Source organism: Bradyrhizobium sp. 26S5, from assembly GCF_036923295.1.
Lineage (GTDB): Bacteria > Pseudomonadota > Alphaproteobacteria > Rhizobiales > Xanthobacteraceae > Bradyrhizobium > Bradyrhizobium septentrionale.
The window spans coordinates 3,097,559-3,120,044 of sequence record NZ_CP145948.1 but is presented as its reverse complement, the minus strand read 5'-3'; the positions used below and the strand labels follow the sequence as shown (position 1 = coordinate 3,120,044).

Below are 22,486 nucleotides of genomic sequence, written 5' to 3'. Positions count from 1 at the left end.
TGCATGCCGCATTTCACGCTTGAATATTCCGCCAACCTCGACGGCCTCGTCGACATCGGCGTAACAGTCGAACTGGTCCGCAAGGCTGCGGTCGAGACCGGCATCTTCCCGCTCGGCGGCATCCGCGTCCGCGCCGTCAGATGCGAGCATTACGCGATCGCCGACGGTCGCGCGAATTACGGCTTCCTCGACATGGTACTGCGGCTTGGCGAAGGCCGCGACCTCGCCACCCGCAAGAAGGCCGGCGAGCACATCTTCAAGGCGCTGTCGGCGCATCTTGATCCGGTATTTGCAAAGAGCAAATTCGCCTTGTCGTTCGACATGCAGATCAACGACAAGGAAACCAGCTGGAAACGCAACAACATCCACGAGGCACTGAAGGTGGAGACGGTCAATGGATAAAGCCACCTCGAAATCCGCCGCCGACGTATTCCAGGCCAATCGCGATCGCGCCGGCCCCCTGCTCGCCAAGTTGAAGGCAGAGGGCATCGGCAATGTGATCGACGGCAAGGTCGTCCCGGCGGCCTCCGGCCAGACTTTTGAGACGAAATCGCCGATCGACGGCACCGTGCTGGCAACCGTCGCGCGCGGCAATGCCGAGGATATCGACCGCGCCGCGACCGCTGCTTCCAAGGCGTTCAAGGCCTGGCGCGACATGCCGGCGGCGCAGCGCCGCAAGCTGCTGCATCGCGTCGCCGACGCGATCGAGGAGCGCGCCGACGACATCGCCGTGCTCGAATGCATCGACACCGGTCAGGCGCACCGCTTCATGGCCAAGGGCGCGATCCGCGCCGCGGAGAATTTCCGCTTCTTCGCCGACAAATGCACTGAGGCGCGCGACGGCCTCAACACGCCGTCGGACGAACACTGGAACATCTCGACCCGCGTACCGATCGGTCCGGTCGGCGTGATCACGCCGTGGAACACGCCGTTCATGCTCTCGACCTGGAAGATCGCACCTGCGCTTGCCGCCGGCTGCACCGTGGTGCACAAGCCGGCGGAATGGTCGCCGGTCACGGCCGACCTGCTGGTGAAACTTGCAAAACAGGCCGGCCTCCCCGACGGCGTGCTCAACACCGTGCACGGTTTCGGCGAAGAGGCCGGCAAGGCGCTGACCGAACACCCCGCCATCAAGGCGATCGGCTTTGTCGGCGAGAGCACGACGGGCTCGGCGATCATGGCGCAGGGTGCCCCGACCCTGAAGCGCGTGCATTTCGAGCTCGGCGGCAAGAATCCGGTGATCGTGTTCGACGACGCCGATCTCGACCGCGCGCTCGATGCCGTCGTGTTCATGATCTACTCGCTCAACGGCGAGCGCTGCACGTCGTCGAGCCGACTCCTCGTCCAGCAGAGCATCGCCGACAAGTTCATCGAGAAGCTGACCGCGCGCGTCAAGGCACTCAAGGTCGGTCATCCCCTCGATCCCACAACCGAGATCGGGCCGTTGATCCATGAACGGCATCTGGCCAAGGTCTGCAGCTATTTCGACGTCGCAAAGAAGGACGGCGCCACGATCGCGGTCGGCGGCAAGCCGCATGACGGCCCCGGCGGCGGACACTATGTGCAGCCGACGCTGGTGACCGGCGCCAACCCGACCATGCGCGTCGCGCAGGAAGAGGTGTTCGGCCCGTTCCTGACCGTGATCCCGTTCAAGGACGAGGCTGACGCCATCGAGATCGCCAACGGCGTGCAATACGGCCTGACCGGCTATGTCTGGACCGGCGACATGGGCCGCGCGTTGCGCGTGGCGGATGCGCTGGAAGCCGGCATGATCTGGCTCAACTCGGAAAACGTCCGCCATCTGCCGACCCCGTTCGGCGGCATGAAATCGTCGGGCATCGGCCGCGACGGCGGCGATTACTCGTTCGACTTCTACATGGAAACCAAGCACGTCTCGCTCGCGCGCGGGACGCACAAGATTCAGAAACTGGGAATTTGATTGCACGTCGTTCCGGGGCGCGAAGCGAACCCGGAACCTCGAGATTCCCCGATGCGCAATCGCGCATCTGAGGTTCGGTCCTGCGGACCGCCCCGGAATGACGAACAAAATTGAGGAAACACCATGCCCGTTCCGACGCACGTCTTCGATCCGCCCTTCAACATCATCCGCTGCAGCCATGCCGTGCTCGACGTCACGGACCTGGAGAAGAGCGCCGCGTTCTATTCGAACACAGTTGGCCTCCATATCGAGGATCGCGACAACAAGGCGGTGTATCTGCGCGCCAGCGAGGAGCACCAGCATCACTCGGTGGTGCTGCGCAAGGCGCCGAAGGCCGCCTGCAACCGGCTCGGCTTCAAGGTCGGTAATGACGGCGATCTCGACAAGGCGGCCGCCTTCTTCTCCGAAAATGGCGTTGCCTATGCTTTCGTCGACCAGCCGTTCCAGGGCCGCACCCTGCAATTCACCGATCCGTTCGGCTTCCAGATCGAACTCTATGCCACGATGGAGAAGCGCCCGCATCTCTTGCGGCGCTACGATCTCTACAAGGGCTGCCATCCGCAGCGGCTCGACCATTTCAACGTGTTCGCCGCCGAAGTGCAGGACACTGTCGATTTCTATGCGCGGCTCGGCTTCCGCCTCACCGAATATGCCGAGGAGGACGGCGACAATGGCCGCATCGCAGCCGCCTGGATGCATCGCAAGGGCAACGTCCACGACTTCGCCATCACCAACGGCAAGGGACCGCGCCTGCACCACATCGCCTATTGGGTACCGACCGCGATGAACATCGTGCATCTCTGCGACGTGATGGCCTCCTCCGGCTTCCTTGCGAATATCGAGCGCGGCCCGGGCCGGCACGGCATCTCCAACGCGTTCTTCCTGTATATCCGCGATCCCGATGGCCACCGCATCGAGCTCTACACCAGCGACTATTTCACCGGCGATCATGACCATGAGCCGCTGCGCTGGTCGCTACGCGATCCGCGCCGCCAGACGCTGTGGGGCGCGCCGGCGCCGCGCTCCTGGTTCGAGGAGGGCTCGACCTTCGCAGGGCAAACCGTGCGCGAGCCGCGCTTCGTCGCCGACGTGCTGGTTGCGGATTAAACACGAATGCAACGAACACCATCCACGTCGTCCCGGCGAAGGCCGGGACCCATAACCACCGAATAGGGTTGCCGAAAGAATGTCTAGCCGCGTACCCATTCCGATGGCCGCGGCGTATGGGTCCCGGCCTTCGCCGGGACGACACCAATGAATGGATTGCCGATGCCCGCCCCTCGCCTCGCCACCTACTCCATCAACGGCGCCACGAAATATGGCGCCGTCACCGACACCGGCATCGTCGACTTCTCGTCGCGCTTCGCCAAAGAGTATCCAACGCTGCGTGAGGCGATCGCCGCCGGCGCGCTGACGAGGCTCGTGGAGGATGCCGCCAAGCGCGCGCCCGACCATGCGCTGGACGCAGTCGCCTGGCAGCCGCCGATCCCGGCGCCGGACAAGATCATCTGCATCGGCGTCAACTATCCGGACCGCAACGCAGAGTACAAGGACGGCTCGGACGCGCCGAAATATCCCAGCATGTTCCTGCGGGTGCCGCGCTCCTTCGTCGGCCACAACACGCCGGTGGTGCGCCCCCGCATCTCGCCGCAGCTCGACTATGAAGGCGAGTTGGTGCTCGTGGTCGGCAAGGCCGGCCGGCACATTGCCGAGAGCGCCGCGCTCGATCACATCGCCGCGATCACGCTGTGCAATGAAGGCACCATCCGCGACTGGGTGCGCCACGCCAAATTCAACGTCACCCAGGGCAAGAACTTCGATTCCACCGGTAGTCTCGGCCCGTGGATCGTGCCCTACACCGGCGAAGCGCAGATCGCCGATATCCGCCTGACCACGCGGGTCAACGGCGAAGTCAGGCAGGACGACCGCACCTCGCGCTTGATCTTCGGCTTCCGCTACCTCATCAACTACATCTCGACCTTCACGACGCTGGTTCCCGGCGACATCATCGTCACGGGGACGCCAACCGGCGCAGGTGCACGGTTCGATCCGCCGCGCTATCTGAGGCCCGGTGACGTCGTCGAGGTCGAGGCTGAAGGCGTCGGCATTTTGCGCAACGGCGTCGTCGACGAAGCGATCTAACCCGAGAAGCAAGTGGACAGTGCCATGACCTCAACATCCGGCGGCGAAGCGATCGTCAACGGCCTCGTCGCCCACGGCGTCGACACCGTGTTCGGCCTGCCCGGCGCCCAGATCTATGGCCTGTTCGATGCGTTCCACCAGGCGCAGCTCAAGGTGATCGGCGCCCGGCACGAGCAGGCCTGCGGCTACATGGCGTTCGGCTACGCCCGCTCCAGTGGCAAGCCCGGCGTGTTCAGCGTGGTGCCCGGCCCCGGCGTGCTCAACGCCTCGGCGGCGCTGCTCACCGCCTTCGGCTGCAACGAGCCGGTGCTGTGCCTGACCGGACAGGTGCCGACGCAATTCCTGGGCAAGGGCCGCGGCCATCTGCACGAGATGCCGGACCAACTCGCAACGCTGCGCAGCTTCGTAAAATGGGCTGACAGGATCGAATACCCCGACAACGCGCCCGCGATGGTGTCGCGTGCGTTCCAGGAGATGCTGTCGGGCCGGCGCGGCCCGGCCTCGCTGGAAATGCCCTGGGACGTGTTCACCCAGCGCACCCAGGTCGCGGCCGTCAAGCCGTTCGACCCGCTGCCGGCGCCGCAGCCCGATCCGGACCGTATCAAGGCGGCCGCCGATCTGATCGTCGGCAGCAAGGCGCCGATGATCTTCGTCGGCAGCGGCGCCATCGAGGCGCGCGAGGAAATCCTCGAGCTCGCCGAGATGATCGACGCGCCGGTGGTCGCGTTCCGCAGCGGCCGCGGCATCGTCTCCAACGCGCATGAGCTCGGACTCACGATGGCTTCGGCCTACAAACTGTGGCCAAAGTCCGACCTGATGATCGGCATCGGCACCCGCATGGAGCTGCCGACGATGTCGCGTTGGCCCTATCAGCCGGCCGGCCTGAAATGCGTACGGATCGACATCGATCCGGTCGAGCTGCGCCGCTGGCCCGCTGACGCCGGCGTGATCGCGGACGCCAAGGCCGGCACCGCCGATCTCGTCGCCGCGGTCCGCAAGGCCGGCTACAGCAAGACCTCAGGCCGCCGCACGGCAATCCGCGAGGCCACCGCTGCCACCGAGCATGAGATCCAGCGCGTCCAGCCGCAGATGGCCTATCTGAAGATCCTGCGCGAGGTGCTGCCGGCAAACGCGATCGTCACCGACGAGCTGTCGCAGGTCGGCTTCGCCTCCTGGTACGGCTTTCCGATCTACGAGCCTCGGACTTTCGTCACCTCGGGCTATCAGGGCACGCTCGGCTCGGGCTTCCCGACCGCGCTCGGCGCCAAGGTCGCCAACCCGAACAAGCCGGTGGTCGCGATCACCGGCGATGGCGGCTTCATGTTCGGCGTGCAGGAACTCGCCACCGCCGTGCAGTTCAGGATCGGCGTGGTGACCTTGGTGTTCAACAACAATGCCTACGGCAATGTCCGCCGCGACCAGCGCGAGCGTTTCGACGGCCGCGTCGTCGCCTCCGATTTGGTCAACCCCGATTTCGTCAAGCTCGCGGAATCCTTCGGCGTCGGCGCCGCGCGCGTCACCTCGCCCGATCACTTCCGCCCAGTGCTGGAGAAGGCGCTGGCCGACGGCGGCCCTTACGTGATCTCGGTGGAGGTGCCGACAGATTCCGAGGTTTCGCCCTGGGCGTTTATCCATCCGGCGCGGAATAACTAAGCCAAACGCTCGTCATTCCGGGGCGATGCGAAGCATCGAACCCGGAAATCTCGAGATTCCGGGTTCGCTTCGCGCCCCGGAATGACGATGCTAATCAAGTTTGCTTGACGCCGCGTTGCAGCCGCGACGCGGCGATCACGAGCAGGCCGGCGCCGGCGACCGACCAGCAGGCGACCGGCGCCCAGTGCACCAGCGGCGCATAGTCCGGTATCTTCTGCAAGCCGCCGGCGACCGCCGCCATCCGCGCAAAGGTGGCAAGCGCCAGCGCCGAGAACACGAGGCCGGTGACCTTGCCTTCCGCGCCGGTCTCCCCGATCGCAAGGGCTGCGGACACCGCGCTCATCAGCATGCAGCCCCAGGCGGCCCCCGCCAGGAATTGCGCCACGATCAGGGCGTTGAGGCTTCCGGCAATCTCGGCGGCAATGATGGCGAATGCGCCGAGCAGCCCCGCCGCGCCCATCACGATCAGGCCGCCGCGATGCCTGACGACGATGCTCGCCGGAAACATCGCGATATTGAAGCCGATCCAGAACACCGGCATCAGCCATTGCAGATTGTCCGCCGTGGCGAAGCGCAGGTAGAACGGGGCGCTGTTGATGTTGAAGTGCAGCTGATAGCCGAGCGAAAGCAGCACCATCGACGCGATCAGGAACATCGGCACCGCGCCGAGCCGCTTGGCCGGTGGCGCAAGCCGCTCCGGCTGCGCCTCCTCGGCGATGCGGCGCTCGATCCCTGAGAACGCCAGCGCGGTCAGCAGCAGCACCGCACCGGACAACACGAACGGCAGACGCGCATCGTGATCGCGCAGCACAACGGCGAGATAGGGCGACACCGCACCGGCGATGCCATAGCCCAGCATCGCCAGCGCGGCGAGAAACGGGACCGACGGCTCGGCCCGATACTTGCCGAGCAGCGTCAGCGGCGGCGCGCGCAACGCCGACGACGTCACCGCCCAGATTACGATCAGCGCGATCAGCCAGATCTTGGCGCCCGGCCCGGTGCCCGCCACGTAAGGCAGCGCGATGAAGGCGGCGCAGGAGATCGCGGCGAGGATGCCGACGAACACGCCGAGGCGGCCGACCAGTCTCGAGATCCGGTCGGCGGCCATGCCCATGGCGGTGTCGGTAATGGTGAAGATGCCCTGATCCATCATCAGGATCAGGATGACGGTGGTCGGCGCAATGCCGACATCGGCGCACAGCTTTGGCAGATGGATCACGTATGTGGTCCAGCCCAGCGTGAAGACGAGCTGCAGCACGGCGAGATAGACGCCGGTACGGTTGACGGCGCGGTCGGCCTTGGTGGTCATGTCATGAGTTTAGACCACCCGCCACGTTTGCGGGAGGGGCGCTAGCGCACCTTGCGGAAGGTCAAATTGATGCGCTGGCGGCCGAGCACGCTGTGCTCGCCATCAGCGAGCGCCGCGACGCCGTGATAAAATAGCCGTGACGGTCCGCCCCATACCGCAACATCGCCATGTTCGAGCCGGTAGCGGCGCGGCGTGTCGCTGCGCTTCAGGCCGCCGAACAGGAAGATTGCCGGCAGCCCGAGCGAGATCGAGACGATCGGTGCCGCGTAGTCGAGCTCGTCCCTGTCCTGATGCAGCGACAGCTTTGCGCCGGGGACGTAGCGATTGATCAGACAGGCCTCCGGCGCAAAGCCGGTGAAGCCGGCCTCATCCGCCGCGTCGGCAGCGAGCCTGCGCAACACCTCCGGCATCGCCGGCCAGGGTTGTCCGGTGTCGGGATCGATCGGATCATAGCGATAGCCGCTTGCGTCGGATACCCAGCCGAGGTTGCCGCAATTGGTCATTGCGACCGACATCCGGTGGCCGCCCGGCGTGATCAGATGGCGGAACGGCGCCTGCTTGACGATGACGCGCAATGCCGGGATCAGCTCGACCTCGAACGGCCGGACAAAGCCGCGCAACAGCACCGCGCCGTCCGCAATCGTCTCGCGCGGCGGCCTTGCATCACCAATGGTCTCGAACAGATCAGCAGCCAAGCTTCTGCGCACTCACTTTGCGTCGTGGAAGATCACGCCAACGGTATGGCGATGGCCGGCGCGAATCCGGCTGACGCCATGGCGCAGATTGACACGATAGGGACCGCGCGTCCCCTGCACCGGACGGTGATGCACGGCAAAGGCCACCGCATCGCCCTTGGTCAGCGGCACCACTTCGGGCCGCGACTGCATCCGCGGCCGCTGCTCGGTCAGCACGAATTCGCCGCCGGTGAAATCGCGCCCCGGCTCGGACAGCAGGATCGCGACCTGGATCGGGAACACGTGCTCGCCATAGAGGTCCTGGTGCAGGCAGTTGTAGTCGCCCTCGCCATATTGCAGCAGCAGCGGCGTCGGCCGGGTCTGCCCGGCATCGTGGCAGCGCTTCAGGAACGCCGCGTGCGATGTCGGATAGCTGATCTCGATCCCCATCGTCTCGTTCCAGCGATTGGCCGTGGCGGTCAGCCGCGCATACAGCGCCGGCCGCAGCTCCGCGATCAGGTCCGGCAGCGGATAGGAGAAGTATTTGTACTCGCCGCGGCCAAAACCGTGGCGGCCCATCACGACCCGGCTGCGGAACCGGCCGTCATCGGGATAGAGCGCGGCGATGCCATCGCATTCCCCGGGCGTCAGCAGGCCGTTGAGGACGGCGCAGCCCTGGGTGTCGAGGTCGGCGGTGATCTGGTCCCAGTCGAGCGCGTCGATGCGGGCGGGAATGCCGGTGGCTGGGCGAGCGATGGCTTTGGCTGTTGCTGTCATGCGGCGGAATCTGGCCCATGAGCGCGGCCGGCGCCACCCGATTTCCGAAATATGCCGAGAACGACGCCACAATCACGGCGTCGTCCCGGCGAAAGCCGGGACCCATAACCACAGGGCATTGTGGTTGGCACGCTGTGGCCCCAGCGATCTCAACAACTGACGACGGTGGTTATGGGTCCCAGCTTTCGCCGGGACGACGCGTGGAGGCAGTGTTAGCCGACTTTTTCTGGCCCGACTTGCGGGAAGAAGTCAGCCTCTTACCGGCAGCGTGATCACGTCGTAGCCATGGCTGATCTTCCGCTTCAACACCGGGTCTTCCAGCTCGAACTCGAAGCGGCTGGCCGGGCGGATGCCGCCCTTGGCCGCGAAGGTGCCGCCGAACATGGCGCAGCCGTCGGGCAGCGCGCCCTTCTCGAAGCCGCCGGCGATCAGGTCCTTGACCGGCAGCATGTGGTCGAGCGTGCCTTCCTGGTAGAGCACGCGCTGGCCGCCGATTGTGGCCCAGGAGCGCAGGATCAGCCGGTCCCAGTGACCGATGACGTTCTCGAGCTCCCAGAGCTCAGAGGCCATCGGCTTGTCGCATATCTGCTTCGACACCGTGACGCTGTAGCTCTCGACCTTGCGGTCGGTATGGTCCGAGCCGCAGCCGACGAAGATGCGGCCCTGCCAGCCGATCAGCACGAATTCGACCTCGCCGCTGGAGTCCTCGCCGCAGACCTCGATGGCGTCGGCGAAGGTGAGCCGGCGCGCCGAGCAACGGTAATAGATCGGCGTGGTCGCGGGCCGCGCGATGCCGAGCGCCTCGAGCTCCGCGATATGCTTGTCGCGCGCCACCGGATCGCGGCCGGTCCAGCCGGCGATCACGGCCTGTTTGATTTCCAGCGTGAGCGGCGTGGCGACGCCCTTGTCGTCGACATTGAAGGTGAGATCAAACACGGATGACGGTCTCCATTCCGGCCGCAAGCTCGAAGATGCGGCGATCCGAACCGCCTGCGGCTGCAAGCATCAGGCCGACCGGGGCCTCGCCCTCGCGATGCGCGGGCAGCGAGATGGCGCAGCCGTCGAGCACATTGATCAGCGTGCAGTTGCGCAGCGCGCGCAGGTTCTCGGTGCCGAATGCCTTGTCGTCGGCGAGGCTGGCGATCGTCGGCGGCAGGTTCGCCGTAGTCGGCAGCACCATCGCGTCATAGGGCGCGATCCGCTGTTCGGTGCGGGCGATGAAGGAGCGCCGCGCGTTGAGCAGATCGATATAGTCGGCGGCCGGAAAGCCCTCGCCGCGCTGGATGCGCACGGCGACGCGGGGGTCGTAGATGTCGCCCTTGCTGGCGAGCAGGAAGCGGTGCCAGGCATAGCTCTCGGCGGCGGCAAAGCCGCCCTTGGCATTCATGACGCCGACATCGAGCAGTTCGGGCACCTCGATCCGCTCGATCAGCGCGCCGGCGCGCGACAGCGCGGCGAGCGAACGCTCGAAGGTTTTTGCGACGGCATCATCGAGGTCGTCGAGTGCAACGGTGGTCGGCACCGCGAGCCGCATACCCTTGACAGGGCGCGGGGTCAGCGGCGTCACCGGCTGATCGGCCAGCACGGCATCGAGCGCGGCGCAGCAGGCGACTGAATTCGCCAGCGGGCCATAGCTGTCGAGGGTGAACGACAGCGGCACGCCGCCATCGAGCGGAATCCGGCGCTGCGTCGGCTTGTAGCCGACGATGCCGTTGAACGCCGCCGGGATCCGGCAGGAGCCGCCGGTATCGGTGCCGAGCGCGCCGAACGCCATGCCGTCGGCAATCGAGACCGCCGCCCCCGAGGACGAGCCGCCGGGCACGTGGCCGACGCTGCGATTCCAGGCGCTCTTCGGCGTGCCGTAATGCGGATTGATGCCGATGCCGGAATAGGCGAACTCGGTCATGTTGGTGCGGCCGATCACGATGAAGCCGGCGCGCTTGAGCCGCGCCACCACAGTCGCATCGGCATCCGCTGGCGCCGAATCGTCCAGCGCCCGCGAGCCCGCGCGCGTCACCTGCCCCTTGATGTCGAACAGGTCCTTGATCGAGACCGGAATGCCGGCAAACGGCGACGGCGCGGCATTGGCCTTGCGCAGCCGGTCCATGGCATCGGCGGCTTCCAGCGCGGCGTCGCGGTCGACATGGATGAAGGTGCGCTGGCCCTCGCCGGCCGGATCGGCAATCCTGGCGATGCATTGCTCGACGAGCTTGCGGGCAGAGGTCGCGCCGCTTTCGAGATCGGCGGCAAGGGAGGCGAGTGTCGGATTTTTGGGCATGGTTTTCACTTCACAGTTGGACCTTGTTGTCGCCCGAATAGCCGCACCGATCCGGATCACTTCAACCCGAAGTAGGCGCGGTGCAGGTCTTCATTGCCGCTCATCTCGGCAACCGTGCCGGAGAAACGGATGCGCCCGCCTTCCAGCACGAATACGCGGGTGGCAATCTCAAGGAAACCGATATTTTGCTCTGCGATCAAGAGTGCCAATCCGTGGCCCTGCAGGCTCGACAAGGCGCGGAGCACCTCCTTGACGAACAGCGGCGACAGCCCGGCCGAGGGCTCGTCCATCACCAGGAGCTTCGGCTCGGCCGAGAGCGCCTTGGCGATGCCCAGCATCTTGCGCTGGCCGCCGGACAGACTGGAGGCCGGTCGCGGCGCTTGTCGCGCAGCACCGGGAACAGGCCGTAGAGTTCGTCGACCCGCCCGCCCGGATTGACATGGCCGAGCGCCTGCGCGCCGACCCGGATGTTCTCCTCGATCGACAGATCGGGAAACACCGCAAGCTCCGACATGTAGGTCATGCCGCGCTTCATGCGGTCCGAAGATCGCATTTTGGTGATGTCCTCGCCGCCGAGCCTGATATGGCCGCTGCGGGCCTCGATCAGGCCGACCAGCGATTTCAGGAAGGTGGTCTTGCCGGCGCCATTGGCGCCAAGCAGCAGCACGGTCTCGCCGGGGCGGACGTCGAGATCGACGCCCCACAAGACCTGCATGGTGCCGTAGCCGGCATCGACGCCTTTGGCGTCCAGAAGCGGCGCTGCATCAGTGGGCATGCTCGCCTCCCAGAAATACCTCGATCACCTGCGGCTCGCGCACCGCGGTCGCAAGCGTGCCTTCGAAGATCTCCTTGCCCGCATTGAGCACGATGACGCGGTCGGTGATCTGCTCGATGAAGCCCATCAGGTGCTCGACCACGATAACAGCCATGCCGGTTGCGGCCAGCGCCTTGATGCGGCCGGCGATCCAGTCGAGCTCGGCCGGGTTGAGACCGGCCGCGAGTTCGTCGAGCAGCAACAGCCGGGGCCGCGTCGCGAGCGCGCGGGTCAGATCGAGCATCTTCTGCTGCGCGCTGTTGAGATCGGCGGCGGGGCGGTCGGCGACCTCCTTCAACCTGAAATCCTCGAGCAGCTCGGGGATCGACGGTGCGCCGGTCGCACCGCCATAGGCCAGCGCGACCTGGATGTTCTCGCGCACCGTGAGCGACAGGAACGGCTTTGGCACCTGGAAGGTGCGGTTGATGCCGCGATGAACCAGTCTGTGCGAGGCGACGCCGCCAGAGGACGTGCCGTCGAACACGACCTCGCCGCCGTCGGGCGCATAGAGGCCGGAGATCACGTTGATCGCCGTGGTCTTGCCCGAACCATTGGGGCCGACCAGCCCGAGGATCTCGCCCGGCACGACATGAAAGCTCAAGCCGTCGAGCGCGTGGAAGCCGCCGAAGCGCTTGACCAGCTTGGAGACCTTGAGGATGGGGGTTTTCTCAGGGGACATGCCACCCCCTGCGCGTTGCCAGCGACACCAGCCCTGCGGGAAGGAACAGCACCAGGCCCATGATCAACAGGCCATAGATCAGCTGGAAATATTGCGGCGTGGTGAAGCCGATCAGATTGTAGATGCCGTAGAGGATCAGCACGCCGACGATCGGTCCGGTGATGGTGGCGACGCCGCCGAACAGCGCGAACACGATCGCGAAAATGCTGAACTCGCCGGAGAACACATTGTCGGGATAGAACACCGAGACGTACCAGGCGTAGATGCCGCCGGCGAGGCCCGCGACCAGCGCCGAGGCGAGCCAGGCGATCACCCGCATCTTGATGATGTTGACGCCGGCCATTGAGGCCGACACCGCATCCTCGCGCACGGCTTGCAGCGCGAGGCCGAACGCCGAGTTCTTGAGATAGACCACGGCGCCGACGGTCAGCGCCATCACGACGACGGCCGCATAGTACGCGTGGGTCGGGTTGAACGTGCCGGTCAGCGACACGCCATACGGGCCCTTGGTGATCCCCTCCAGCGCCGGGTTGGCGACGAAGTGCAGCACCGCGAGCGAGGCCGCGAGATTGGCGATCGCAAAATAGGCGCCCGACAGCCGCAGCAGCGGTGTCAGCAACAGGCCGAGCGCCACCGCAACGAGGCCGCCGACCACCACCGCCAACGGCGCCGGCGTCTGCAGGTGCATCACCATGATGGCAAAGCCATAGGCGCCGGCGCCGAAGAAGCCGACATAGCCGAACGGCAGATAGCCGGTGAAGCCATAGATGATGTTCACGCCCTGCGCGAGGATCAGGAAGATCACGAAGTTGAACAGCAAGAGATGGTTTTGATAGACGCCGGGCAGCAGTGCGAACACCACGACCAGCGGCGCCAGGATGAACAGCAGGTGCTTCGATACGCTAGGCAACGCGCACCCGCCTTCCGAGCAGACCGCTCGGGCGCAACAACAGGATCACGATCAGCAACACATAGGGCAACAGGTCGGCCCAGGAACTGAGATAGGTCTGCACCAGCATGTAGCAGAGGCCATAGACGACACCGCCGAGCGCGGTGCCGAGCGGATTGCCGAGCGAGCCGAGCACGACGATCGCAAACGACGTCACCGTCGCATCGGCGCCGAAGGCCGGCGTCACCGAGCCGAACATGAAGGGCGCGAACACGCCGGCGACAGCGGCGATGCCGAGCCCGATGCCGAACGCCGCCGCCGAGACGCGATCGACGTCGATGCCGGTCGCCAGCGCCTCGTCGCGGCGCGACATCACCGCGCGCGTCAGGGTGCCGAGCCTTGTGTGGTAGAGATAGAGATAGACCAGCGCGATCGCGATCAGGCTGGTGCAGGCCGCGATCACCCAGGGCGCGGGAAAACCCTGGCCGAAGATCTGGATCGGCCCTGCCCCGCCGGCCTTGCCGCCGAACCACTTCACCTTGATGGTCGTGAACACGGTGCCGAGCAGCCGGCTCTGGATCGACCGCTCGCTGGTGCCGGCGAAGATCGTGGTGACGGCCTCGATCACCTGCGACAAGCCGAAGAACAGGATGATCGACAGCATTTCCGGATTGGCCGAGCCCTGCAGCCGCGGCACCAGCACCCAGTACAGCAGCACGCCCGCCAGCACGAACACCACGAAGGCCAGCGGCACCGCGAACAGCGGATCGATGCCGGCGATGCCGACCACGCCGAGCGCGATGAAGGCGCCCAGCATCAGGATGTCGCCATGCGCAAGATTGACGATGCGCATGACGCCGAACACGAGATTGAGGCCGATGCCGACCAGGCTGAAATACAGCCCGAACAGCACGCCGGCAACGAGCGCATAGGTCATGCTACCGCTCGCCGCCGAAGGTTACGCCTCCCGCCGAAAATCGCATCACGGCGCCGGATAGATCGGCTTGCCGTTGGCGGTCTCGTGCGGATAGATCGAGACGAACTTGATGTGATCGTGCTCGTCGACCGTGAGCTGGCCGAGCGGCGTCAGCTCGCCGATCTGGCCGCCGGTCTCGTCCAGCGCGAAGGTGCCGTCCAGCGTCTTGAGCTGGCCGCTGAGCGAGAACACGGCGCGACGCAGCTCCATCTGATCGAGGCTGGTCGCAACCGACAGCGTCTTCTCGACCACCAGCGCGGTGGTGTAGCCGGCCACCGCGTTGAAGCCGAACTCCATCTTGCCGTCGTTGTACTTCTTCAGCCAGGCGTCGCGGAAATCCTTCATGGTCATCCCGAAATTGACGGGATAATCCAGCTCGGACGGCGGCACATAGGTCCAGATGTGCTCCAGCCCCTTGGCGCCGACGTTCTTCTCGAGCAGCTCGGTCTCGAGACCGGCATAGATCGCGAACAGCATCTTGAACTTGGTGCCGACGTCCTGGACGTTGCGCAGGAAAGCGATGTCGTTCGGCGCATAGCCGAAATGGATCACCGCGTCGGGATTGGTCTTGCTGATGTTGTTGATGATCACGTTGTAGTTGGTGGTCTCGGTCGGAACGCCCTGGTCGTAGACGATCTCGATCGGCGCGCCGGAATCCTTGACGAACTTGCGGAACGCGTTGGCCTGGGTGCCGGTGAATTCGTTGGTGGCGTAGAGGATCGCGACCTTCTTGATGCCGAGGCCAGGGCCGTCCTGGCTGATGAAGTCAGCGACCGGCTTCGGCCAGACGGTCGACACCGGATCGGCCATCAGCGCGATGTAGGGATTGTCCTTGGAGAAGAAGCTCGCGCCGGTGCCGGTCTGGTCGAACAGGAACATCTTGTGATCGCGCGCGATCGCAACCGCGGGCGCCGTCAACACCGATCCGGAATCGGCGACCAGGAGATCGACCTTATCCTGGGTGACGAGCTGGTTATAAAGCGTAGACGCAGTCGCGGTGTTGCTCTGGTCGTCATAGGAGACGAGCTTGATCGGGATCTTCTTGTCGAACGCCTTCACGAACACGCCGCCCTCGGCATTCTTCTGCTCGACCCACAATTTCAGCGAGCTGTAGACCGGCATCGAGATCGAGGCGTAGCGTCCGGAGGACGCGTAGAGCGTGCCGATCTTGATTTCCGACGGTGCGTCGGCGGCCGTGGCTTGTGTGGCGAATGCGAGGCTGGCAGCGAGTGCCGCGCCGATGATCCTCAGCATCATATTATTCCTCCCGGGTATCTTGAACGTGCCCTTGACGTATCTTGGACCGCGGCCCTTCTACGCGCCGGATCGGAGCGACACAAGCATCGCGGCCTTAGCAATTGTGCGAGGGGCGGAATATGCGGCATGCGCGAAACACAGGCCGCTGCGCGGGGCACGGATGGACCGTTGACGGGGCTCGGTCCAATGGCGCATCAAGTCTGTAACGATTTCGGGAGGAAACATCAGACATGGCCGAGCCCGCGCGCGCAAAACCAAAACCGACGCCTGAGACCCAGCATTTCTGGGATGGGACCAAGGCCGGCGAGCTGCGCCTGCAGCGCTGCGACGCCTGCGCCAATGTCTATTTTCCGCCGCGGCCGTTCTGCCCCTCCTGCGCCTCGCGCAAGGTCTCGGTCTTCAAGGCCAGCGGCAAGGGCAAGCTCTACAGCTATGTCATCAATCATCGTCCTGCGGCGCCCGGCTTCACGCCGCCTTATGCGATCGCTATCGTCGAGCTCGACGAGGGCCCGCGCCTGATGAGCAACATCATCGATTGTCCGCAGACGCCGGAAGCGCTCGAGCTCGACATGCCGCTCGAGGTCGCCTTCGAGGCACTCGACGACAAGATCACCCTTCCCTTGTTCCGTCCGGCGAAGGGGTAACGCGATGCGCAGAAACCAGGTTGCCGTCGTCGGTGCGGCAGAGACCACCGAACTCGGCGTCATCCCGAACATGTCGCAGATCCAGCTGCACGCGGATGCCGCACTGAACGCGATCGCGGATGCTGGCCTAAAGCTGTCCGACATCGACGGCTTCGCCACCGCGGTCGAGACCCCGCAGCAGATGGCCCACTATCTCGGCATCACGCCGACCTGGGTCGACGGCACCTCGGTCGGCGGCTGCTCCTTCATGCTGCATGTCCGCCACGCCGCGGCGGCGATCGAGGCCGGCCTCTGCAAGATCGTGCTGATCACCCATGCCGAGAGCGGCAAGTCGATGATCGGCAAGCAGCCGCGCTTCACTGCAGCCGACAGCCTCAACGGCCAGTTCGAGTCACCGTTCGGCGTCTATGGACCACCGAGCATGTTTCCGATTCCCGTGCTGCGCTTCATGAAAACGCACGGCATCACCCATGAGCAGCTTGCGATGGTCGCGGTCGTGCAGCGCGAATGGGCGGCGAAGAATCCGCGGGCGACCATGAAGGACCCGATCACGGTTGCCGACGTGCTGAACTCACGGATGATCGCCTATCCGTTCCGGCTGCTGCAATGCTGCCTCGTCACCGACGGCGGCGGCGCCTTGATCCTCACCTCGGCCGACCGCGCCAAGGATTTCCCGCAGAAGCCGGTCTATATCCTCGGCACCGGCGAGAGCGTGGAAACGCCGATGGTCAGCCAGATGAAGACGTTTGACTCATCGCGCGCCTTCAAGGTGGCGGGTCCGCTCGCCTTCAAGGAGGCCGGCATCGCGCACAAGGACGTCGACCATCTGATGATCTACGACGCCTTCGCGCATCTGCCGCTCTACGGCCTCGGCGACCTCGGCTTCATGCCCCATGAGGAAACCGGCAAGTTCATCGCCGACGGCAACACCCGACCCGGCGGCAAGCTGCCGCTCAACACCAATGGCGGCGGGCTGAGCTACATGCACTCCGGCATGTACGGCATGTACGCGCTGCAGGAGAGCGTGCGGCAGATGCGCGGCATCGCGCCGGCGCAGGTGCCGAACGCGAAGATCTCGGTCTGCCACGGCGTCGGCGGCATGTTCGCGGCGTCAGGCACGATCATCTTTACGAACGAGAAGTAACGCCCGTCATTCCGGGGCGCGCAAAGCGCGAACCCGGAATCTCGAGATTCCCCGATGCGCAATTGCGCATCTGAGGTCTGGTGTTTCGCACCATCCCGGAATAACGGACAGCAACAAGGAGAACCCACATGGCAAAATCACTGCAGGATAAAGTCATCATCGTCACCGGCGCGGGCCGCGGCATCGGCCGCGAGATCGCGCTGCTCTGCGCGGCTGAGGGCGCCAAGGTCGTGGTCAACGATCCCGGCGGCGCCGCCGACGGTGGCGGCTCGAGCGCCGCGCCTGCCGAGGAAGTGGTCGAGGAGATCAAGAAGCGCGGCGGAACGGCTGTTGCCAATTTCGAGTCGGTGGCGGAAGCGATTCCCGCCAGCAAGATCGTGAAGACCGCGACCGACCACTTCGGCCGGCTCGACGGCGTCGTCAACAATGCCGGCATCCTGCGCGACATGATCTTCCACAAGATGAGCGTGGAAGCCTTCGAGGCCGTCATCAAGGTGCATCTGATGGGCTCGTTCTATGTCAGCCACGCCGCGGCGCGGATCTACCGCGAGCAGGAGTCGGGCTCGTTCGTGCACTTCACCTCAACCTCCGGCCTGATCGGCAATTACGGCCAGGCCAACTACGCCGCCGCCAAGCTCGGCATCGTCGGCCTGTCGAAGTCGATCGCGCTCGACATGGGCCGCTTCAACGTGCGCTCGAACTGCGTCTCGCCGTTCGCCTGGACCCGCATGATCGGCACCATCCCGACCGAGACCGATGCCGAGAAGGCGCGGGTCGAGAAGATCAAGCAAATGGGCCCGGAGAAGATCGCGCCGGTCTGCGCCTATCTACTGTCGGACGCTGCCAAGGACGTCACCGGGCAGATCTTCGGCGTGCGCATGAACGAGATCTTCCTGTTCGGCCAGCATCGTCCGGTGCGCTCGGTTCATCGCGGCGAAGGCTGGACGCCCGAGACCATTGCCGAACACGGCATGCCCGCGCTGAAGGGATCGTTCGCCAAGCTCGACCGTTCGGCCGACGTCTTCACCTGGGATCCGATCTGAACTGATCTGATCTTGGGATCCGATCTGACAGTTTTATGAAAAGGTCGCCTCGGTGAACTCTGCGCGCAATCGCGCACGAGGCCGGGGCGACACACTCTTTGGTTGTTTCATCATCGCGTGCCCGCATTGTGCCAGAATTGCGGGTGCATGATCGCCCTCCCGATAACAAAAAACCTGGGAGGACTTTCGTGGCAAATCCAAGCAACATTCAGAAACACGAGGGCGACGGCGCGAAGGCGTTCGACCGTCGAACCATTTTGCGCGGCGCAACCGCGCTTGCTGCAACTGCGATGGTTGCATCCGATGCTGCCGCGCGCGACTTCGGCCGCAACGCGGAGCCGCAGCGTTATCCCGACCCGGATATCGTCGTGATCGACGACAAGCGCTTCAAGGCCAAGGTTGGCAACACCGCGATCAAGCGGCTCTACACCGGCTGTCTGTGGGCGGAAGGCCCGGCCTGGAACGCACAGGGCCAGTATCTGGTGTGGAGCGACATCCCGGCCAACCGGCAGTTGCGCTATCTCGACGACGACGGCCACATCTCCGAGCAGTTCCACAAGCCGTCGAACGAGGCCAATGGCTCGACCTTCGATTTCGAGGGCCGGCAGATCACGGCCGAGCGAACGCGCCTCGTGCGCTACGAGCACGATGGAACCGTCACGTCATTGGCGGAGCAGGCCAATGGCAAGCAGCTCAACGGGCCGAACGACATGGTCGTGCATCCAAACGACAAGTCGATCTGGTTCACCGATCCCGGCTATGGCGCGATCTCGATCTATGAAGGCCAACTGGCCAACACCGGATCGAAACAGCCCTACCAGAAGGAAGCGGTCTATCGCCTGGACACATCGACCGGCCAGGTCACCAAGGTCGCCGACGAACCGTTCAAGCCGAACGGCATCGCCTTCAGCCACGACTACAAGAAGGTCTATGTCTGCGACACCGGCATCACGCATTATCCGAACGCCAAGAACATTGTCTGGCAGTACGACCTCAACGGCGACAAGCTCTCCAACCCGCGCACGCTGATCGACATGACGCTGGACGGCAAGTCGGGCTTCCCGGACGGCATGCGCGTCGACATCGACGGCAACATCTGGGTCGGCGCCGGCTGGGTCGGACCCGGCTATGACGGCGTGCAGGTGTTCGCGCCCGACGGCCAGCGCATCGGCCAGATCCTGCTGCCGGAGACCTGCGCCAACCTCACCTTCGGCGGCAGGAAGCGCAACCGCCTGTTCATGACGGCGAGCCAATCGCTCTATGCGGTCTATGTCGAGACCAGAGGCGCGCATAACTGCTGACGCTTGTTTAACCTCCCCCTGCAAGGGGGAGGTCGGCGCCGTGAGGCGCCGGGTGGGGGTCTCTCTCCGCAAACGCGCTCGTGGAGAGAGACCCCCACCCTGCCCTCCCCCTTTCAGGGGGAGGGAGATCACCCGCTATTCCTCAACCCCGCCGAAATCCCGTTGATCGTGATCTGAATCCCGCGCAACACCTGCTCGTCCGGGTTCTGCGCGCGATGCTCCTTCAAGAGCTCGACCTGCACGTGATTGAGCGGATCGAGATAGGGGAAACGGTTGCGGATGCCGCGGTCCAGCAGCGGGTTGCCTTGCAGCAGCCGGTCGTGGCCCATGATGTCGAGCAGCGTCTCGATCGACAGATGCCACTCGCGGCGGATCTGGCCGAAGATCTTCTCGCGCAACGCGACGTCGGGCACCAGCTCGGCATAACGCGAGGCGATCGCGATCGAACTCTTCGCCAGCACCATGTCCATGTTGGACAGCAGCGTGCGGAAGAACGGCCATTCCCGGTAGAGTTCCTGCAGGAACGGCATGCCCTGCTCCGGATGCTCCGCGATCCAGGTCTCCACCGCCGCGCCAAAACCGTACCAACCCGGCAGCATCAGCCGGCATTGCGCCCAGGAGAACACCCAGGGGATGGCACGCAGGTCCTCGATCTCGCGGGTCTTCTTGCGCGAGGCCGGACGGCTGCCGATGTTCAAGGTCGCGATCTCGCTGATGACGGTGGAGCCCCAGAAATAGTCGGCAAAGCCTTCGGTTTCATAGACGAGGCCACGATAAGCCTTGAAGGCGAGCGCGGAGAGCTGCTCCATCGCCTTGAGATATTCGGTACGCGGCGCGCTCTGCCGCGGCTGCAGCAGGCTGGTCTCCAGCGTCGCCGCGGCGAGAATTTCCAGATTGCTGCGGCCGACCTCGGCATTGGAATATTTCGAGGAGATGATCTCGCCCTGTTCGGTGATGCGGATCTGGCCGTTCACCGCGCCGCCGGGCTGCGCGATGATCGCATCATAGCTCGGGCCGCCGCCGCGGCCGACCGAGCCGCCGCGGCCGTGGAACAGGCGCAGCCGCACGCCGTGGCGCTCGAACACCTCGACGAGTCCGATCTCGGCCTTGTAGAGCTCCCAGCCCGAGGTGACGAAGCCGCCATCCTTGTTGCTGTCGGAATAGCCGAGCATCACCTCCTGCACGCTGCCGAGACTGTCGACCAGTTTGCGATAGTCGTGCAGCACCAGCATGCGGTCCATGATCCCGCTCGAGGCCTGTAGATCCTCGATGGTCTCGAACAGCGGCACGACGTTGATCGCGCTGCGGCCGGACGGATTGACCAGCCCCACCTCCTTCAGAAGCACCGCGACCTCGAGCATGTCGGACATGCCCTTGCACATCGAGATGATGCACTGGGGGATCACCTCGGGGCCGAATTTGGCATGTGCCTCCGCCGCGGCACGGAATACGGCGAGCTCGCTTTGGGTCTCTTCGGAATATTTGACGAAGGGCGAGACGAGCGGCCGCGCGCTGCGCAACTCGCCGAGCAGCAGGCTGACGCGGGCGTCCTCGCCGAGCGCCAGATAGGACATGCCGGAATTCGCGGTATCGAGCAGCTCGGCGATGGTGCGCTCATGCACCGCCGAGTTCTGGCGGATGTCGAGCCGCGCCAGATGGAAGCCGAAGCAATCCACCGCGCGCCGCAACAGCCGCAGCCGGCCGCGCGCGATCACGCCGGAATTGTTCGCGATCAGCGAGCGATTGAGCACGTCGAGATCGGCCTGGAATTCCTTGACGCTGGCATAGGGCTCGGCCTTGCCGACCGGCGGCCGCGTGGTCTCGACCTCGAGCCTCCTGGCGGTCGCCGCGAGCCGCGCGTAGATGCCCGAGACGGCCAGCCGATAAGGCTCGCCGCTTCGATGCGGTGAGGTATCGGGCGAGCGCTCGGCAAGGGTCCGCAGTTCGTCCGACACGTCGGCGAGAAACGCCGCCAGCGACAGCTCGGCACCGAGCGCGTGCAGCTCCTCGAGATAGAAGCTGAGCACCCGGCTCGACTGCAGCCGCAGCGTGCCGCGCATCACCTCGGCGGTGACGAACGGATTGCCGTCGCGATCGCCGCCGATCCAGCTTCCCATCCTGAGGAACGAGGCGAGCTCGCCCGCTTCGCCACCCTCCTTGTTGAGCCGGTCCTCCAGCGCGCAATGCACGCGCGGGACCTCCTGCAGGAAGGTGTAGTCGTAGAACGACAGGCCGTTGGCGACCTCGTCGAGCACGGTCAGCTTGGTCCGGCGCAAGAGATTGGTCTGCCACAGCGTCACGACCGCGCGGCGGAGCTGCTCGTCGCTGGCCTCGCTCTCCTCCGGGGTCATCTGCAGCCGCTCGCGGCGGTCGAGCAGGTCAGCGATCTCCATCTCGCGGTCCATCGTGCTCTTGCGGCGGACCTCGGTCGGATGCGCCGTCAGCACCGGGCTGACCAGCGCGCTCCTGAAGAAATCGCGCAGGTCGGCCGGGCTGATGCCGGCCTGACGGGCATGGACCAGCGTCTGCTCCAGCGTGCTCGGCCGCGGCGCCCCGCTCGGGCCGCGGCTGCGCATCTGGCGGATGTTGTTCTGGTCCTCGGCGATGTTGGCGAGGTGGGAGAAATAGCTGAAGGCGCGGACGATCTGGAGCGTCTCGGCGATCGACATGCCGTCTAGGATGCCCTCCAGCTCCCGCCGCGCCAGCTTGTCCTCGTCGCGATGGAACCGGACCGAGGTCTGGCGGATGTGTTCGACCAGGTCGAACACGTCGGCCCCCTCCTGGTCGCGCACGGTGTCGCCGAGGACGCGGCCGAGCAGGCGGATGTCGTTCCGGAGCCGTGCATCCTCCTCCTGCGCCTGCACTTCTGCCGCGCGCCTGGCCTGGAGATCGGTCTCGGAAGGCATGGTCTGGGGAGGCAAGATCTGGGGAGACATGGCTGGCTACTCCAGAGGCTGCCGGGCTCGC

General features: G+C 65.2%; 21 protein-coding genes. 9 read left to right on the top strand and 12 right to left on the bottom strand.

Annotated features, from left to right (window positions below):
- Positions 1–3: 3 nt before the first annotated feature.
- The 5 genes from V5279_RS14445 (at position 4) to V5279_RS14425 (ending at position 5,734) form a co-directional block, all read left to right on the top strand.
- A complete protein-coding gene (locus tag V5279_RS14445) occupies positions 4–402 on the top strand; it encodes a 5-carboxymethyl-2-hydroxymuconate Delta-isomerase (RefSeq protein WP_166297748.1) in 399 nt (132 codons plus the stop codon).
- A complete protein-coding gene (hpaE, locus tag V5279_RS14440) occupies positions 395–1,939 on the top strand; it encodes a 5-carboxymethyl-2-hydroxymuconate semialdehyde dehydrogenase (RefSeq protein WP_338698348.1) in 1,545 nt (514 codons plus the stop codon). Before V5279_RS14445 ends, hpaE begins: the two co-directional genes overlap by 8 nt.
- 123 nt (positions 1,940–2,062) lie before the next feature.
- Positions 2,063–3,046 carry a 3,4-dihydroxyphenylacetate 2,3-dioxygenase gene (gene hpaD / locus V5279_RS14435; protein ID WP_338698346.1) on the top strand — a complete coding sequence of 328 codons (984 nt, stop codon included), beginning with the start codon at positions 2,063–2,065 and terminating at the stop codon, positions 3,044–3,046.
- 162 nt (positions 3,047–3,208) lie between these two features.
- Positions 3,209–4,081, top strand: coding sequence for a fumarylacetoacetate hydrolase family protein (locus tag V5279_RS14430; protein WP_338698344.1), 873 nt, complete (start codon positions 3,209–3,211; stop codon positions 4,079–4,081).
- Between the two features lie 24 nt (positions 4,082–4,105).
- Entirely contained in the window at positions 4,106–5,734 is a 1,629-nt protein-coding gene (locus V5279_RS14425; RefSeq protein ID WP_338698342.1) for a thiamine pyrophosphate-dependent enzyme, read from the top strand.
- A 94-nt stretch (positions 5,735–5,828) separates the two neighbouring features.
- On the opposite strand, the gene V5279_RS14420 is transcribed toward V5279_RS14425, so the two are convergent.
- The 11 genes from V5279_RS14420 to V5279_RS14370 all read right to left on the bottom strand — a co-directional run bounded on the left by V5279_RS14420 (position 5,829) and on the right by V5279_RS14370 (position 15,387).
- Complete coding sequence (locus V5279_RS14420; protein ID WP_338698340.1) at positions 5,829–7,043, bottom strand: MFS transporter; 1,215 nt, start codon at positions 7,041–7,043, stop codon at positions 5,829–5,831.
- A gap of 41 nt (positions 7,044–7,084) precedes the next feature.
- Positions 7,085–7,738 (bottom strand): DNA oxidative demethylase AlkB, encoded by a 654-nt coding sequence (alkB, locus tag V5279_RS14415; RefSeq protein WP_338698338.1) that lies wholly within the window; start codon positions 7,736–7,738, stop codon positions 7,085–7,087.
- Positions 7,739–7,750: 12 nt separating this feature from the next.
- Positions 7,751–8,494: a 2OG-Fe(II) oxygenase gene (locus tag V5279_RS14410; protein WP_338698335.1), complete on the bottom strand. Its 744-nt coding sequence runs from the start codon at positions 8,492–8,494 to the stop codon at positions 7,751–7,753.
- Between the two features lie 249 nt (positions 8,495–8,743).
- Positions 8,744–9,430 carry a DUF2848 domain-containing protein gene (locus V5279_RS14405; protein ID WP_338698334.1) on the bottom strand — a complete coding sequence of 229 codons (687 nt, stop codon included), beginning with the start codon at positions 9,428–9,430 and terminating at the stop codon, positions 8,744–8,746.
- Entirely contained in the window at positions 9,423–10,772 is a 1,350-nt protein-coding gene (locus V5279_RS14400) for an amidase (RefSeq protein ID WP_338698333.1), read from the bottom strand. The genes V5279_RS14405 and V5279_RS14400 overlap by 8 nt, the downstream gene beginning before the upstream one ends.
- A 56-nt stretch (positions 10,773–10,828) precedes the next feature.
- A complete protein-coding gene (locus tag V5279_RS14395; protein WP_338698331.1) occupies positions 10,829–11,110 on the bottom strand; it encodes a hypothetical protein in 282 nt (93 codons plus the stop codon).
- Positions 11,062–11,547, bottom strand: coding sequence for an ATP-binding cassette domain-containing protein (locus tag V5279_RS14390; protein ID WP_338698329.1), 486 nt, complete (start codon positions 11,545–11,547; stop codon positions 11,062–11,064). Before V5279_RS14390 ends, V5279_RS14395 begins: the two co-directional genes overlap by 49 nt.
- Positions 11,537–12,265, bottom strand: a complete 729-nt coding sequence (locus tag V5279_RS14385) for an ABC transporter ATP-binding protein (RefSeq protein ID WP_166297759.1) — start codon at positions 12,263–12,265, stop codon at positions 11,537–11,539. Before V5279_RS14385 ends, V5279_RS14390 begins: the two co-directional genes overlap by 11 nt.
- Positions 12,255–13,175 carry a branched-chain amino acid ABC transporter permease gene (locus tag V5279_RS14380; protein ID WP_338698326.1) on the bottom strand — a complete coding sequence of 307 codons (921 nt, stop codon included), beginning with the start codon at positions 13,173–13,175 and terminating at the stop codon, positions 12,255–12,257. Before V5279_RS14380 ends, V5279_RS14385 begins: the two co-directional genes overlap by 11 nt.
- Positions 13,168–14,091, bottom strand: a complete 924-nt coding sequence (locus V5279_RS14375) for a branched-chain amino acid ABC transporter permease (RefSeq protein ID WP_166297761.1) — start codon at positions 14,089–14,091, stop codon at positions 13,168–13,170. Before V5279_RS14375 ends, V5279_RS14380 begins: the two co-directional genes overlap by 8 nt.
- A 45-nt stretch (positions 14,092–14,136) precedes the next feature.
- The gene (locus V5279_RS14370) at positions 14,137–15,387 is read right to left on the bottom strand and encodes an amino acid ABC transporter substrate-binding protein (protein WP_338698324.1); all 1,251 of its coding nucleotides are present in this window, start codon (positions 15,385–15,387) and stop codon (positions 14,137–14,139) included.
- A gap of 230 nt (positions 15,388–15,617) precedes the next feature.
- Here V5279_RS14370 and V5279_RS14365 point away from each other — a divergent pair, with 230 nt between their 5' ends.
- The 4 genes from V5279_RS14365 to V5279_RS14350 all read left to right on the top strand — a co-directional run bounded on the left by V5279_RS14365 (position 15,618) and on the right by V5279_RS14350 (position 19,519).
- Entirely contained in the window at positions 15,618–16,031 is a 414-nt protein-coding gene (locus tag V5279_RS14365; RefSeq protein WP_029083979.1) for a Zn-ribbon domain-containing OB-fold protein, read from the top strand.
- A 4-nt stretch (positions 16,032–16,035) separates the two neighbouring features.
- Positions 16,036–17,175, top strand: a complete 1,140-nt coding sequence (locus V5279_RS14360; protein ID WP_338698321.1) for a thiolase C-terminal domain-containing protein — start codon at positions 16,036–16,038, stop codon at positions 17,173–17,175.
- A 128-nt stretch (positions 17,176–17,303) separates the two neighbouring features.
- Positions 17,304–18,218, top strand: a complete 915-nt coding sequence (locus V5279_RS14355; RefSeq protein WP_028338734.1) for an SDR family oxidoreductase — start codon at positions 17,304–17,306, stop codon at positions 18,216–18,218.
- Positions 18,219–18,406: 188 nt separating this feature from the next.
- On the top strand, positions 18,407–19,519 hold the full coding sequence (locus V5279_RS14350) for an SMP-30/gluconolactonase/LRE family protein (RefSeq protein WP_338698310.1): 1,113 nt from the start codon (positions 18,407–18,409) through the stop codon (positions 19,517–19,519).
- A 128-nt stretch (positions 19,520–19,647) separates the two neighbouring features.
- Here V5279_RS14350 and ppc read toward each other — a convergent pair whose 3' ends face one another.
- A complete protein-coding gene (gene ppc, locus V5279_RS14345) occupies positions 19,648–22,440 on the bottom strand; it encodes a phosphoenolpyruvate carboxylase (protein ID WP_338701182.1) in 2,793 nt (930 codons plus the stop codon).
- Positions 22,441–22,486 lie beyond the last annotated feature (46 nt).

What these genes read in the sequence shown, in the direction of transcription:
- V5279_RS14355 (WP_028338734.1), top strand. Translation starts at nt 17,304, where the DNA reads ATGGCAAAATCACTGCAGGATAAAGTCATCATCGTCACCGGCGCGGGC.
- V5279_RS14385 (WP_166297759.1), bottom strand. Translation starts at nt 12,265, where the DNA reads ATGTCCCCTGAGAAAACCCCCATCCTCAAGGTCTCCAAGCTGGTCAAG.
- V5279_RS14365 (WP_029083979.1), top strand. Translation starts at nt 15,618, where the DNA reads ATGGCCGAGCCCGCGCGCGCAAAACCAAAACCGACGCCTGAGACCCAG.
- V5279_RS14445 (WP_166297748.1), top strand. Translation starts at nt 4, where the DNA reads ATGCCGCATTTCACGCTTGAATATTCCGCCAACCTCGACGGCCTCGTC.
- V5279_RS14360 (WP_338698321.1), top strand. Translation starts at nt 16,036, where the DNA reads ATGCGCAGAAACCAGGTTGCCGTCGTCGGTGCGGCAGAGACCACCGAA.
- V5279_RS14370 (WP_338698324.1), bottom strand. Translation starts at nt 15,387, where the DNA reads ATGATGCTGAGGATCATCGGCGCGGCACTCGCTGCCAGCCTCGCATTC.
- hpaE (WP_338698348.1), top strand. Translation starts at nt 395, where the DNA reads ATGGATAAAGCCACCTCGAAATCCGCCGCCGACGTATTCCAGGCCAAT.
- hpaD (WP_338698346.1), top strand. Translation starts at nt 2,063, where the DNA reads ATGCCCGTTCCGACGCACGTCTTCGATCCGCCCTTCAACATCATCCGC.
- V5279_RS14420 (WP_338698340.1), bottom strand. Translation starts at nt 7,043, where the DNA reads ATGACCACCAAGGCCGACCGCGCCGTCAACCGTACCGGCGTCTATCTC.
- V5279_RS14410 (WP_338698335.1), bottom strand. Translation starts at nt 8,494, where the DNA reads ATGACAGCAACAGCCAAAGCCATCGCTCGCCCAGCCACCGGCATTCCC.
- V5279_RS14375 (WP_166297761.1), bottom strand. Translation starts at nt 14,091, where the DNA reads ATGACCTATGCGCTCGTTGCCGGCGTGCTGTTCGGGCTGTATTTCAGC.
- V5279_RS14425 (WP_338698342.1), top strand. Translation starts at nt 4,106, where the DNA reads ATGACCTCAACATCCGGCGGCGAAGCGATCGTCAACGGCCTCGTCGCC.
- V5279_RS14400 (WP_338698333.1), bottom strand. Translation starts at nt 10,772, where the DNA reads ATGCCCAAAAATCCGACACTCGCCTCCCTTGCCGCCGATCTCGAAAGC.
- V5279_RS14430 (WP_338698344.1), top strand. Translation starts at nt 3,209, where the DNA reads ATGCCCGCCCCTCGCCTCGCCACCTACTCCATCAACGGCGCCACGAAA.
- V5279_RS14395 (WP_338698331.1), bottom strand. Translation starts at nt 11,110, where the DNA reads ATGCTGGGCATCGCCAAGGCGCTCTCGGCCGAGCCGAAGCTCCTGGTG.
- V5279_RS14390 (WP_338698329.1), bottom strand. Translation starts at nt 11,547, where the DNA reads ATGCCCACTGATGCAGCGCCGCTTCTGGACGCCAAAGGCGTCGATGCC.